The following is a 12,638-nucleotide window of genomic DNA, read 5'->3' as shown; positions in this document are numbered from 1 at the left end:
GCGGCGGTGGGTCAGACCCGGTAGCCGGCGGCGCGGGCCGCCTCGCGGTCCCGGCGGCGCTCCCGGCGTCGGCGCAGGAACCAGACCACGAACGCCACCATGCCCAGCAGGAAGGCCAGCACCAGTACCGGCAGGATGATCGCCACCAGGGACATCAGCACGCTCGTTGCGTCCTCGGCGGTGCTGGCCACCGGTGCGCCGAAACCCGCGGTGGTCGCGTTGACCACCGGTCGGGCCGCCGCCTTGAACAGGTGCACCCCGAGCGCGATGGCGACACCGGCGGCCACCGGCACCCACTGGTGGGACGAGAAGAACCCGCCCGGGTCGCTCACCGTCACCGTCTCCGAGCCCGACCCGGCGCCGAACGCGAGGCCACCGGCGGTGGGGCGGACCACCGTCTGCACGACGTCGTTGACATGGTCGACCACGGGCACCTTGTCGGCGACGACCTCGACCGCGAGCAACGCCGCGAGGATCGCCAGCACCCAGCCGTTGCCCAGCCACTGCCAGCCGCTGGGCAGGTCGATCAGGCTGGTGTAGCGGGCGAGCAGGCCCATCGTGAGCAGGGGAATGTAGGCGTTCAGGCCCGCCGAGGCGGCGAGCCCGGTACCGGTGAGGACTTCGAACACCATCTCAGCATGGCACCGGCACGCCAGTGCCGCGCGACGGTGACCGGCCGGTCCTCGGCTACCCTCGTCGGGTGCGTCTGGTGATTGCGAAGTGCTCGGTGGACTACGTCGGACGGCTCTCGGCGCACCTGCCGCTGGCCACCCGCCTGCTCATGGTGAAGGCGGACGGGTCGGTGTCGATCCACGCCGACGACCGTGCGTACAAGCCGTTGAACTGGATGAGCCCGCCCTGTCGGCTGGAGGAGGCCCCCGGCGTGTGGCGGGTGGTCAACAAGGCCGGCGAGGAGCTGCGGATCACCCTGGAGGAGGTCTTCCAGGACACCTCGTACGAGCTGGGCATCGACCCGGGGCTGCGCAAGGACGGCGTCGAGGCGCACCTGCAGGAGCTGCTGGCCGCCAATCCGGAGACGCTGGGGGAGGGCTTCACCCTGGTCCGGCGGGAGTACATGACGGCGATCGGCCCGGTCGACCTGCTCTGCCGGGACGCCAACGCCGGCGCGGTTGCCGTCGAGGTGAAGCGGCGCGGCGAGATCGACGGCGTCGAGCAGCTCACCCGCTACCTCGAACTGATGAACCGGGACCCGCTGCTCGCCCCGGTGACCGGCGTCTTCGCCGCCCAGGAGATCAAGCCGCAGGCCCGGGTCCTCGCCACCGACCGGGGCATCCGCTGCGTCGTCGTCGACTACGACCGGCTGCGCGGCATCGTGCGCGACGAACTGACCCTGTTCTGACCGCCGGCCGCCCGGCGGGGGCCGCCCGCCGGGCGGTCAGCGGCGGCCGTACAGGGCCTTGGTGACCCTGACGATCCGGGCCACGTCGGTCGGGGTCCGCTCGAAGGTCATCGCGGGCAGCAGCGAACGGGCCCGCCGCCGGGTGACCGACTTGGCCCGGCCGAACTCGCGCAGCCCGTCCTCACCGTGGATGCGGCCGAAGCCGGAGTCGCCCACCCCGCCGAACGGCAGCGTGGACATGCCGGCGAAGGTGAGCGCCGAGTTGACCGACGCCATCCCCGAGCGCAGCCGCCGGGCGATCGCCACCGCGTCGCGCCGCCCGAACACCGAACCCCCCAGGCCGTACGGCAGGGCGTTGGCCCGGCGTACGGCCTCGTCGGCGTCGGCGACCCGGGTGATGGTCACGGTCGGGCCGAAGGTCTCCTCGCGGATCGCCGACGCCGACTCGGGGACGTCCACCAGCACCGTCGGATGCACGTACGGCGGCTGCACGGCGGCGGGACCGCCCACCACCGCCCGTCCCCCGGCGGCGATGGCCTCGTCGATGTGCCGGCGGATCACGTCGAGCTGGCTCGGCATGGTGATCGGGCCGAGATCGGCGCCGTCCGCGCCGACGGTCAGCCGTTCGGCGCGGGCGACCACCTTGTCGACGAACGCGTCGTGCACGGCCGCCACCGCGTAGACCCGTTCGATGCCGATGCAGGTCTGCCCGGCGTTGGTCAGCGCGCCCCAGACGCACGCCTCGGCGGCGGCGTCCAGGTCGGCGTCGGCGTCCACGATCATCGCGTCCTTGCCGCCGGCCTCCAGCAGCACCGGGGTCAGCGACTCGGCGCAGGCGGCCATCACCCGGCGGGCGGTCGCCGTGGAACCGGTGAAGGCCACCTTGTCGACGCCCGAGCGGCACAGCGCCGCGCCGACGTCGCCCAGGCCGTGCACCGCCGTGAACACCGGCTGTTCCGGCACCACCTCGGCGAACGTGTCGACCAGCCACTGCCCGACGACCGGGGTGTACTCGCTGGGCTTGAGGACGACCGCGTTGCCGGCGGCCAGCGCGTAGGCGGCGGAACCGACCGGGGTGAAGACCGGGTAGTTCCACGGGCCGATCACCCCGACCACGCCGTGCGGCTGGTATTCGAGGTGACCGGAGAACTCGGCGAGGATCAGCCGGGAGCGGACCCGGCGCGGCCCCAGCACCCGGCGGGCGTTGCGGGCCGCCCAGTCGATGTGCTCGATGGCGGTGAGCACCTCGACGACGGCGTCCCCGACCGGCTTGCCGCCCTCGACGTGGATCAGCTCGGCCAGCTCCTCGACCCGCTGGGCGAGCAGGGCCCGCCAGCGCAGCAGCCGGGTGCGGCGGCCGGTGAAACCGAGCCCGGCCCACCACTGCCCGGCCGTGCGGGCGCGGGCGACCGCGCGGTCGACCTCCGCGGCGGTGGCGACCGGCACGCTGCCGGCCTCGTCGCCGGTGGCCGGGCTCGTCGAGACCAGCCGACCGTCGGAGATGACCGGGGTACCCGGGACCTGCACAGCCGTCATGGCGGAAGTCTAGCCCCGGAAGCTACCCGCTGGTAGTTGTGAACAGCGTTCAGCTATTGCTCCGTCGCCGCCTGTTCGGTGGACACCGGATGTCCGCCAGGGGTCGTGGAGGTGACCGGGCGGGTGGTGAGCTGGTCACGCGGAGCTGGCAGGCTGACCGCGGGGCGACGGTGGGTGGGGAGCTGACTGTCCATGCAGGATCATCCGGAACTGATGCCACTGCTGACGGTGGCCGCTGGCCCGATGCGCGGGGCGAGCTTCCGCGTCCGGCCCCGGCCGCAGGTGATCGGCCGGGCGCCGACCGCCGACATCGCGGTCGCCGACGCACACCTGAGCCGGCGGCACGCCGAGGTGCGGCTGACCGACGACGGGGTGGTCCTGGTCGACCTGGGATCGACCAACGGCACCTGGCTCAACGACCGGCGGATCACCGACGCCGAACCGCTCACCGACGGCGACGTGATCCGGCTCGGCCGTACCGAGCTGCGCTACTTCGACCCCGGACTGGCCACCACCGACCCGGTCGGCCTGCGCTTCGCCGGGGGGTCCGTCGGCCGCCGGGACCACCGCCCCACGCTGCCGCTGCCGCCGCGCCCTCCCGGCTCCACCGACGCCCTGCCGGCCGCCCCGGTCCCCGCGCCCAGCGCCGTCGACGCCTGAGGCGGACGGGGACCGACCTCCACCGCCCCGGTCCCGACGGATAGCCTTAGCGTTCGTTCAAGTCGGCAGCGGCGGAATCAACCAGGGAGGCCGGTCGTGGCGCGGGAGTTCACCAGGGTGGGCGTGGTCGGTCTGGGCACCATGGGCGCCGGCATCGTCGAGGTGTTCGCCCGCAACGGTGTCGACGTCGTCGCGGTGGAGATCTCCCCGGACGCCCTGGCCCGGGGCCGGGCCACCCTCACCCGGTCGACCGACCGGGCGGTGGCGCGGGGCAAGCTGGCCGGGGCCGACCGGGACGCCCTGCACGCCCGGGTCGACTTCCAGGTCGGGCTGGACGCGCTGCACGCGGTGGACCTGGTCGTCGAGGCGGTCCCCGAGCGCCTCGACCTCAAGCGGCGGATCTTCGCCGAACTGGACCGGATCTGCCGGCCCGACACCATCCTCGCCACCAACACCTCCTCGCTGGGCGTCACCGACATCGCCGTCGCCACCGGTCGCCCCCAGCAGGTCGTCGGCCTGCACTTCTTCAACCCGGCACCGGTGATGAAACTGGTCGAGGTCGTCCGCACCGTGGTCACCGCCGCCGACGTGGTCGACGACGTCGAGGCGCTCTGCGCCCGGCTCGGCAAGGTCGGCGTGACGATCGGCGACCGGGCCGGATTCATCGCCAACGCCCTGCTGTTCGGCTACCTCAACCAGGCGGTCAGCCTGTTCGAGGCGCGTCACGTCACCCGCGAGGACCTCGACGCGGCGATGACCCTTGGCTGCGGCCTGCCGATGGGTCCGCTCGCCCTGCTGGACCTGATCGGCCTGGACACCGCGTACGAGATCCTGAACACCATGTACCGGCACGGCGGGCGCAACCGCCGGCACGCCCCGGCGCCGCTGATCCGGCAGATGGTCACGGCGGGGCTGCTCGGCCGCAAGACCGGACGCGGCTTCTACACCTACGACAAGCCGGGCTCGGCGAAGGTCGTACCCGACGGGTCGACCCCGACCGCCGACGACGCGCCGGGCAGCACGGCCGTGACCAGGGTCGGGGTCGTCGGCTCGGGGACCACGGCGGCCGATCTCGCCGCGGTGTTCGCCGCCGCCGGCCACCAGGTGGTCGCCGTCGGCGCGGACGGGCCCGCCGGGACCGCCGGGGCGGTCCGGACCGCGCTCGACGAGGGCGTCACCCGGAACGATCCCGACCCGGCGGGCCGCGACGCCGCGCTGGCCCGGATCAGCTGGGCGGACGCGCTGGAGCAACTCACCGACGTCGACCTGGTGGTCGAGGCGACGGCGGGAGATCTGGACACCACCCGGACGCTGTTCGCCCGCCTCGACGAGGTCTGCAAGCCGGGCGTGGTGCTCGCCACCACCACCTCCACGCTGCCGGTGATCGAGCTGGCGATGGCCACCCGCCGTCCCGCCGACGTGCTCGGCCTGCACTTCTGCGCCCCGGTGCGGGCCCGCACGCTGGTCGAGGTGGTGACCACCGTCCGGACCTCGACGGAGGCCACCGCCACCGCCCGCGCGGTCTGCGCCGCCCTCGGCCGGACCACGCTGGTCTGCGACGACCGGGCCGGCTTCGTGGTCGACGCGCTGCTCTTCCCGTACCTCAACGACGCGGTACGGATGCTGGAGGCCGGTTATGCCGGCGTCGACCACATCGACCACGCGATGACGCTCGGCTGCGGCTACCCGACGGGCCCGTTCGCGCTGCTCGACGCGATCGGCCTCGACGTGGCGCTGGCCGTGCAGCGGGCGCTGTACCGGGAATCGCGCGAACCGGGCCTGGCCCCCGCGCCGCTGCTGCACCACCTGGTCACCGCAGGTCACCTGGGCCGCGCCGCCGGCCGGGGGTTCCGCGAGCACACCGGGCGCTGATCCGACCCCGGGGCGGACGACCTCACCCGTCCGGCGACCTGGGACTGACCGTAACCTTGGCACGGTGAGCCCCCGTCGCAACCGTCCCCGCCGCGAGGACACCGGCCAGTTGGACGCCGAACGGGCCCGGCACGGCGTGGAGTCGGTGCAGCAGTGGCGCGACGGCGAGTGGCAGGTACGCGGGATCAGCGGCGGGGCGTCCGTCAAGACGTACCGCTGCCCCGGATGTGACCAGGAGATCCGACCCGGGGTGGCGCACCTGGTGGCCTGGCCGGCCGACGGCGCGGGTGACCTCACCGACCGGCGGCACTGGCACAACGGCTGCTGGCGGGCCCGGGACCGGCGGGGACCGAACCTGCTGCGCGGCCGGGGCGCTCCCCGCTACGGCTGACCGGTCCGGCCCGGCCGCCCGGCGCGAGCGATCTGGATCACCCCGGTTCCGCCCCGGGCGAGCGACGGCGGCGGGTTCGGGTCAGACTGGGGCGGTGAGCACACCGATCCGCGCGTCGTCGATCCTGCCCGGCCACCGGGAGGACATCGAGCTGCACACCGCCGACGGCCTGCGGCTCGTCGGCGAGCTGGCCCGCCCGGTCGACCGGACGCCGGCGGGCACCCTGGTCTGCCTGCACCCGCTGCCCACCCACGGCGGAATGATGGACAGTCACGTCTTCCGCAAGGCGGCCTGGCGGCTGCCCGCCCTGGCCGACCTGGCGGTGCTCCGGTTCAACACCCGGGGCACCGGCAGCGTGCGGGGCACCAGCGAGGGCGCGTTCGACAACGCGGTGGGCGAACGGTTCGACGTCGCCGCCGCCATCGAGTACGCCGAGTTCCACGAGCTGCCGAACATCTGGCTGGTGGGCTGGTCGTTCGGCACCGACCTGACCCTGAAGTACGGCTGCGACCCGGCGGTGGCCGGGGCGATCCTGCTCTCCCCGCCGTTGCGTTTCTCGCAGCCCGCCGACCTGGCCGTCTGGGCGGAGTCGGGTCGGCCGCTGACCGCGCTGGTGCCCGAGTTCGACGACTACCTCCGCCCCGAGGAGGCCCGGCGGCGCTTCGCGGTGGTGCCGCAGGCCGAGGTCGTCGGCGTGCCCGGGGCCAAGCACCTCTGGGTGGGCGACGCCGAGCGGGTGCTCGACGAGATCGTCAGGCGGGTGAACCCGGCGGTGCCGCTGCCGCTGCCGACGAGCTGGGACGGCCCGATGGAGACCGGTGACGTCAGCGCGTACGCCGACCGGACGGTGGCCGCCTTCGCCGACACCCCCGTACCCGGGCCCGCCGCCGACTGAGCCACTTCCGGTCGGCTCAGCGGCGGTCCTGGCGGGGGAGCACCACCTCGCGCAGGATGAGCTGGAGGGCGGCGACGACCGGGATGGCGATCAGTGCGCCGACCACCCCCATCAGCGCCACCCCGAGCAGGGCGGCGAGCAGCGCGGCCACCTCGTTGACCTCCACCGACCGCCGCATGATCTTCGGGTAGATGAGGTAGTTCTCCACCTGCTGGTAGAGCACGAAGAAGACCGCGCAGGCGATGCCGATCGGCAGCGCGGTGGCGAAGCCGACCAGGCTGACGACCACCGCGCCGAGGGTGGCCCCGATCTGCGGGATCAGGTCGGTCACCGCCACCACCACGGCCAGCGCGAACGGGTAGGGCAGCCCGACGACCAGGGCGAAGACGAAGCTGGTCGCGCCGGCCAGCACCGCGATGCTCAGCGCCCCCACCATGTACGCGCCGACCTTGGTGAGGATCTCGTCGCCGATCAGGCTGACCCGCTGCCGGCGTGACCTCGGCACCAACGCGTACCCGAGGTCGCGTAACCGGTCGAAGTAGGCCAGGAAGTAGATCGTCAGCACCAGCACGGTGAGCACCCGGAAGATCGTGCCGAAGATCAACTGGGCGCCGCCGAGGACGCCGCCGAGCGCCCGGCCCACGGTGTCCGCGTTCGCCAGCTCCTGCACCCGCCGCATCACGTCGTACCGGACCACCAGGTCGTTGACCGTGCGGTTGCGGCGCAGCTCCTCGACGTAGCTGGGGAGCTGCTCGATGAACTGCCCGGTCTGCGTCACCACGGGCGGCACCAGCGCCACCAGCCCGGCGACGATCAGCAGCACCAGGGTCAGCGCCACCACCGTCACCGCCAGCCCGTGCGGCAACCCCCAGCGGCGCAGCCGGACCACCGCCGGGTTGAGCCCCACCGCCAGGAAGAGCGCGATCACCACCAGGACCAGGATGCCGCCGGCATTGCGGATGCCCAGGAACACGGTGTACGCCAGCAGCACGCCGAGCGCCCCGGTGAAGCCGACCAGGAAACTGCTGCGCCGCAGTGGCCGCCCGGGTCGACCGAACCGCCCCGAGCCGGTGGCGACCGACCCGGCGGTGTCGTCGTCGGAGGCGTCCCGCCCCGGCTCGTCGCGTGCCGCCGCATCCTGGACCGGGGCCGCAGGCCCAGGTGCCGGTTCGTCCCGTGTCGTGGGGCGGGTGGTGGGGGCGTCGGCGTCCGTCGGTACGACTTCAGGGGCGCCGTCCCGGGTCGCGTCGTCGCGTGCCGGGCCGTGCTGTGCCACCGGACCTCCCCAGTTCCGCCCCGGCGCGGCACACCGGAGCGGATCAGCCGATCCACCCGACGGCCACCTACCGTACGGGCTCCTGCCCGCAGGGTAGTGGGGCGGGTGCCCCGCCGGCCACCCCGGGGCACCCCACCGTGGTCACTCGGACTCGACGGTCACCGTGCTCGGCTTGGCGCTGCGCTCGTCGGTGGTCGGCTTGCTGGGCCGCTTGCCGTTCTCCCCGGTACTGGTGATCTTCGTCGGGGTGGCGCCCCGACCGGCGGTGCCCGGAACCGCGGCGACCGTCGGTTCACCGTCCACTCCGGCGCTCGCCGTTCCGCCGTCCACCGTGGTCACCGGCTCGGCCTTCGGCTTCGCGGCACCGTCCGTACCGCCGGTCGGCTTCGTGCCGTTGCTGCCCGGACCGCCGGCCGGCCTGGTCACGGCCACGACCGGGTCCGCACCGGCGACGACCGGCTTCTTCCCGGCGTCGCTGCCGGCGGAGGGCTTGGCGCTGTCGACCGCACCGGAGCCCACCGGCTGCGGTGCCGGGGCGTCGGTGGCACGCGTCGGCTTCGGTTTCCTGCCGTTGCCGAGCGGACCCGACGCCGGCCCGTCGCCGTCCGGGGACGGCGTCACCGCGTCGCTGCCCACCGGCGTCGCGGCGCGCGTCCGCAGGGCGGTGGCCTCCCGTAGCAGCTCGTCGTGCTCCTGCCGCGCCTGCCAGGTCTCCTGACGCAGGTCGGCGAGCTGCTGCTGGGCCTGGGCGATCTCCAGCATCACCCGGGCGAGCTGCTGCCGGCCCGCCGCCGCCTCCTGCTGGGTGGCGGCGAGGTGCTGCTGGGTGGTCGCCAGGTGCTGCTGGGTCGTGGCTGCGTACTCGTCGAACTGCCGGCGGGAGGCGGCGACGTGCTCGTCGGCCTGGCGACGCTTCTCGGCGGTCTCCCGCTCGACCCGGTCGAGCAGCTCGGTGGTCTCCTGCTCCACCCGCCGACGCAGCTCGGTGGTCTCCTGCTCGGCCGTGCGGCGCAGCGTCGCCGCGTCCGCCTCGGCGGCCCGGCGGATCTCGGCCGCACCCTGCTCGATCTCGTCCCGCCGGGCGGCCCACTCCCGCTCCAGCTCGGCCTGCCGCGTGCCGTGCTGCTGTTCCAGCTCGTCGTGCCGGGCCCGGTGCTTGCGGTCCAGTTCGTCGCGGTGCTTGGCGAACTCCTGCTCGGCGGCGGCCCGACGCTGGGCCAGCTCCCGGTCGGCGGCCTCCCGCCGGCCGTTGACCTCCTGCTCCACCCCTGCGCGCCAGGCCCCCAGCTCCTGCTGCGTCTGGGCGCGGGACTGCTGCACGTACGCCTCGGTCTCGGTGCGCATCCGCTGCACGTACGCCTCGGCCTCGGCCCGGCTGCGTCGGGCCGCCTCGGTCGCCTCGGTGGTCAGCCGCTGCGCCTCCTGCCGGGCCCGTTCCCGGGTCGCCTTGGCCGCGCCGTCGGCGTCGTCGGTGACCTGCTTGGCCTGCTGGAGCGCCTTGGCGTGGGTGGCGCGGCTGGTCTCCGTCGCCGAATCGACGAGCCGCCGGGCCTCCTGCTGCGCCTTGAGGTGCACCTCCTTGGCGGCCTCGCGCAGGTCGGTGGCCTCCTTCTGGGCCTTGGCCAGCGCCGCCTTCGCCGTCTCACGGAGCTTGGTGGCCTCCTGCTGGGCCCGGGCGTGGATCTCCTTGGCGGTGTCGCGGAGCTGGGTGGCCTCCTGCTGGGCCCGGTTCAGGGCCTCCTGGGCGGCGGTCCGCAACCGGTTGGACTCGTCCTCGGCGGTGGCACGCAGCAGGGTCGCCTCGTCCTTGGCGGTGCTGCGCAGCCGTGCGGCCTCCTGCTTGGCGGTACGCACGGCGGCGTCGGCCTCGGCCTTGCGGGCCGTGGTGTGCCGTTCCTCCTCGGCACGCCGGGCGGCGAGCGCGATCTCGAAGTCCTTGAGGGCCCGGGCGGCCTGCTCACGTGCCTCGTCGATGATGTGCTCGGCGGCGGCCCGACGGGCCTCGATCTCCTCGTTGGCGGCGACCAGGATGGCGTCCGCCTGCTCCTCGGCGAGGGCGAGGATCTGCTCGACCCGGGGGCCGAGATGCTTGAAGGAGGCCCGGTCCACCACCCCGACCTGCTTGCGCACCTGGGCGAGATCCCGCTGCAGGTGCTCGACCTGACCGGCCAACTTGTGGATCTGGGTGTACGCCTGTTCCCGCTCACCCGTCAGCGTGGCGATCTCGTGCTCCGCACGAGCGACGTACCGGTCGACCTGTCGTTTGTCGTATCCCCGCAGAGCGGACTCGAAGCTGGGCTCCGTCGTCACATCCCCGCCGAGAGCGAACAGTTCCTCGCCGTGCGACATGCCCCCATCCTCACACGCATCCGGCCCTCCGGGGGCGATACGGACGCCGCTGTGGGGAGCTGTTTCAGTGCTGTCCCGCGACAGGGTGTCACAGGGCGGGAACGGGCGCGGCGCGGGGGTGCACCGGTCATCCGGTGTCCCTCCGCGCCGCGACTCATGCCCCGTCGATGCGTTCGGTCAGCTGGCGGTCTCCGCGGTCGCCCGGGACTCGGCGTCGGCCTTGGCCGGCTCCGGCTTGGCCGGCGCGGCGGCCTGCTGCTGGGCCGGTACGCCCGGCACGATCCCGGCCAGGCCGGAGAGCATCTGGCCGAGCTGCGAGGTGACCGCGTCCTTCTGGCGGGTGAGGTCCTCCACCTCGCGGCGGGCCGCCTGGGTGGTCAGGTCCGCCTCGGTGCGCGCCTCGGTGAGCAGCCGCTTCGCCTCGGCCTTGGCCTCGTTGAGGGTCTTCTCGGCCAACGCCTTGGCCTTGTCGACGGTGTCGTTGGCGGTGCGCTCGGACTCGACCCGGCGGGCCTCGGCGCGCTGCTCGATCTCCTTGGCCCGCTCCTGGGCGGCCCGCGCCCGCTGCTCGGCCTCGCCGACCAGCTTCTGGGTCTGCGCCACCTGGGCGGCGTGCCGCTCCGACTCCTCGCGCTCGGCCTTCTCCCGCCGCTCGGCGAGCTGGAGCTCCAGCGCCTGAAGGTCCTTGTCCCGCTTGTCGCGGGCGTCGGTGAGCAGCTTGGTGGCCTCGGCGCGCTTCTCCTCGGCCTCCCGCGCGGCCTTCGCCCGCTGCTGGGTGATCTCCCGCTCGGCGGTGGCGCGCAGGGTGGCGACTTCCCGCTCGACGGTGGACTTCAGCTCGGCCACCTCGTGCGCGGTGACCGTACGCAGCTGCTTGGTCTCCCGGTCGGCGTCGGCGCGCAGCGTGTCGGCCTCCCGACGGGCCTGCACCCGGGCCTCGGCGGCCTCCCGCTCGGCGGCGGTGCGGACGGTGCCGGCCTCCCGCTCGGCGGTGGCCTTCATCGCGGCGGCCTCGGCGCGCGCCTTGTCGGTGATCTCCCGCGCCTCCAGCCGGGCAGCGGAGAGGATCCCTTCCGACTCGCGCTTGGCCTCGTTGCGGTGGTCGTTGGCCTGCTCCTCGGCCAGCCGCAGGATCTGCTCGACCCGGGTGCCGAGACCCGAGAGGGTCGGCCGGCTGTTCTCCTCGAGCTGCTTGTTGGTGTCGGTGAGCTTCTGCTCGAGCGCGGCCTGCCGCTGCTCGGCCTGGCGGAGCCGACGCTGGGCGTCGTTCATCCGCTGCTCGGCCTCGGCGCGGGCCTGCTCCGACTGGGTCAGTGCGGCCGTCATCCGACCGAGGAAGTCGTCGACCTGGTGGGTGTTGTATCCACGCAGGCCCACCGTGAAGTCGGGCTGCGAGTTCGCGTTATCGAAGAACGCGAGAGGGGAGGACTGCTGCTGGGGCATTGGGACATACTTGCAGACCCCCCGGGGTCGTTCGCAAGAGCGGTGCCGAGCTTTCGTGTCCTCTTTACATGGTCCACCGGGTCGTACCGGCGGCCGGCACCAAACGGCGATCTTGGCAGGTCCGGGCGGCCCCGCCGCCGCTGCCGCCCGCTATCCCGGCAGTGCCCGACCCCTTTCCCCGCCACCCCCGGAATAGCACCCCCGCACAATGCCCGCCCCGGTCCGCCCCGCCCCGGTGATCAAGAGGTTTGCGTCAGGTCTGGAGATCGAGATGACGCAAACCTCTTGATCGACACGGAAGGGGCGGGGTGGGGACGCGGGGAGAGGACAGTGTCAGTGGGGGGTGTCGGCGGGTTGGACGAGTTCGACGAGGACGCCGCCGGCGGCCTTGGGATGGACGAAGTTGACCCGGGAGTTGGCGGTGCCGCGCTTCGGGGTGTCGTAGAGCAGCCGTACGCCGCGTTCGCGCAGGATCGCGCAGGCCGCGTCGATGTCGGCGACCGTGTACGCCACCTGCTGCACCCCGGGGCCGTTGCGGTCGAGGAACTTGGCGATGGTCGACTCCGGCGACAACGGGGCGAGCAGCTGCACGCAGCCACCCTCGGCGGTCGGGCCGACGGCCATCATCGCCTCGCGTACGCCCTGCTCGGTGTTGGTCTCCTCGTGTATGCAGCGCATCCCGAAGGTGCGCTGATAGAAGTCGATCGCGGCGTCCAGGTCGGCGACCGCGACCCCGACGTGGTCGATACGGCGCAGCCCGATGTCTGTGACGTAGTCGGCAGCGGGCTCGACGGGGGAGTTCTCAGCCATGACGCTAGTCTGGCCGAACAGCCGTTAAGGCGTACAGCTCGGTACC

At 73.5% G+C, this 12,638-nt stretch carries 11 protein-coding genes; 5 read left to right on the top strand and 6 right to left on the bottom strand.

Annotated features, from left to right (window positions below):
- Window positions 1-11 precede the first annotated feature (11 nt).
- Window positions 12-629 carry a DUF4126 domain-containing protein gene (locus tag ACN268_RS15935; RefSeq protein ID WP_145923013.1) on the bottom strand — a complete coding sequence of 206 codons (618 nt, stop codon included), beginning with the start codon at window positions 627-629 and terminating at the stop codon, window positions 12-14.
- 71 nt (window positions 630-700) lie between these two features.
- Here ACN268_RS15935 and nucS point away from each other — a divergent pair, with 71 nt between their 5' ends.
- Window positions 701-1,360 carry an endonuclease NucS gene (gene nucS / locus ACN268_RS15930; RefSeq protein WP_421483866.1) on the top strand — a complete coding sequence of 220 codons (660 nt, stop codon included), beginning with the start codon at window positions 701-703 and terminating at the stop codon, window positions 1,358-1,360.
- 36 nt (window positions 1,361-1,396) lie between these two features.
- Here the strand turns inward: nucS and ACN268_RS15925 are convergent, their stop codons facing one another.
- Entirely contained in the window at window positions 1,397-2,896 is a 1,500-nt protein-coding gene (locus tag ACN268_RS15925; RefSeq protein ID WP_421483865.1) for an aldehyde dehydrogenase family protein, read from the bottom strand.
- 192 nt (window positions 2,897-3,088) lie between these two features.
- Here ACN268_RS15925 and ACN268_RS15920 point away from each other — a divergent pair, with 192 nt between their 5' ends.
- The 4 genes from ACN268_RS15920 to ACN268_RS15905 all read left to right on the top strand — a co-directional run bounded on the left by ACN268_RS15920 (window position 3,089) and on the right by ACN268_RS15905 (window position 6,714).
- Window positions 3,089-3,556: an FHA domain-containing protein gene (locus ACN268_RS15920; RefSeq protein ID WP_421483864.1), complete on the top strand. Its 468-nt coding sequence runs from the start codon at window positions 3,089-3,091 to the stop codon at window positions 3,554-3,556.
- A gap of 96 nt (window positions 3,557-3,652) precedes the next feature.
- Window positions 3,653-5,428, top strand: a complete 1,776-nt coding sequence (locus tag ACN268_RS15915; RefSeq protein WP_421483863.1) for a 3-hydroxyacyl-CoA dehydrogenase family protein — start codon at window positions 3,653-3,655, stop codon at window positions 5,426-5,428.
- 64 nt (window positions 5,429-5,492) lie between these two features.
- A complete protein-coding gene (locus ACN268_RS15910) occupies window positions 5,493-5,819 on the top strand; it encodes a hypothetical protein (RefSeq protein ID WP_088642767.1) in 327 nt (108 codons plus the stop codon).
- Between the two features lie 94 nt (window positions 5,820-5,913).
- The gene (locus tag ACN268_RS15905; RefSeq protein ID WP_421483862.1) at window positions 5,914-6,714 is read left to right on the top strand and encodes an alpha/beta hydrolase; all 801 of its coding nucleotides are present in this window, start codon (window positions 5,914-5,916) and stop codon (window positions 6,712-6,714) included.
- A 16-nt stretch (window positions 6,715-6,730) separates the two neighbouring features.
- Here the strand turns inward: ACN268_RS15905 and ACN268_RS15900 are convergent, their stop codons facing one another.
- The 4 genes from ACN268_RS15900 to mce form a co-directional block, all read right to left on the bottom strand.
- Window positions 6,731-7,990: an AI-2E family transporter gene (locus ACN268_RS15900; RefSeq protein WP_421483861.1), complete on the bottom strand. Its 1,260-nt coding sequence runs from the start codon at window positions 7,988-7,990 to the stop codon at window positions 6,731-6,733.
- 141 nt (window positions 7,991-8,131) lie between these two features.
- Window positions 8,132-10,339, bottom strand: coding sequence for a hypothetical protein (locus tag ACN268_RS15895; RefSeq protein WP_421483860.1), 2,208 nt, complete (start codon window positions 10,337-10,339; stop codon window positions 8,132-8,134).
- A 177-nt stretch (window positions 10,340-10,516) separates the two neighbouring features.
- Window positions 10,517-11,782: a DivIVA domain-containing protein gene (locus ACN268_RS15890; protein WP_421483859.1), complete on the bottom strand. Its 1,266-nt coding sequence runs from the start codon at window positions 11,780-11,782 to the stop codon at window positions 10,517-10,519.
- A 333-nt stretch (window positions 11,783-12,115) separates the two neighbouring features.
- Entirely contained in the window at window positions 12,116-12,592 is a 477-nt protein-coding gene (gene mce, locus ACN268_RS15885; RefSeq protein ID WP_421483858.1) for a methylmalonyl-CoA epimerase, read from the bottom strand.
- Window positions 12,593-12,638: the final 46 nt, after the last annotated feature.

The sequence above is a fragment of the Micromonospora sp. WMMD735 genome (genome assembly GCF_049178995.1).
GTDB classification, from domain to species: Bacteria; Actinomycetota; Actinomycetes; order Mycobacteriales; family Micromonosporaceae; genus Micromonospora; species Micromonospora wenchangensis.
This window is presented reverse-complemented; position numbering and strand designations above follow the sequence as displayed.

Coding starts and splice junctions, on each gene's coding strand:
- ACN268_RS15925 (WP_421483865.1), bottom strand. CDS start 2,896: ATGACGGCTGTGCAGGTCCCGGGTACCCCGGTCATCTCCGACGGTCGG.
- ACN268_RS15920 (WP_421483864.1), top strand. CDS start 3,089: ATGCAGGATCATCCGGAACTGATGCCACTGCTGACGGTGGCCGCTGGC.
- ACN268_RS15895 (WP_421483860.1), bottom strand. CDS start 10,339: ATGTCGCACGGCGAGGAACTGTTCGCTCTCGGCGGGGATGTGACGACG.
- ACN268_RS15890 (WP_421483859.1), bottom strand. CDS start 11,782: ATGCCCCAGCAGCAGTCCTCCCCTCTCGCGTTCTTCGATAACGCGAAC.
- mce (WP_421483858.1), bottom strand. CDS start 12,592: ATGGCTGAGAACTCCCCCGTCGAGCCCGCTGCCGACTACGTCACAGAC.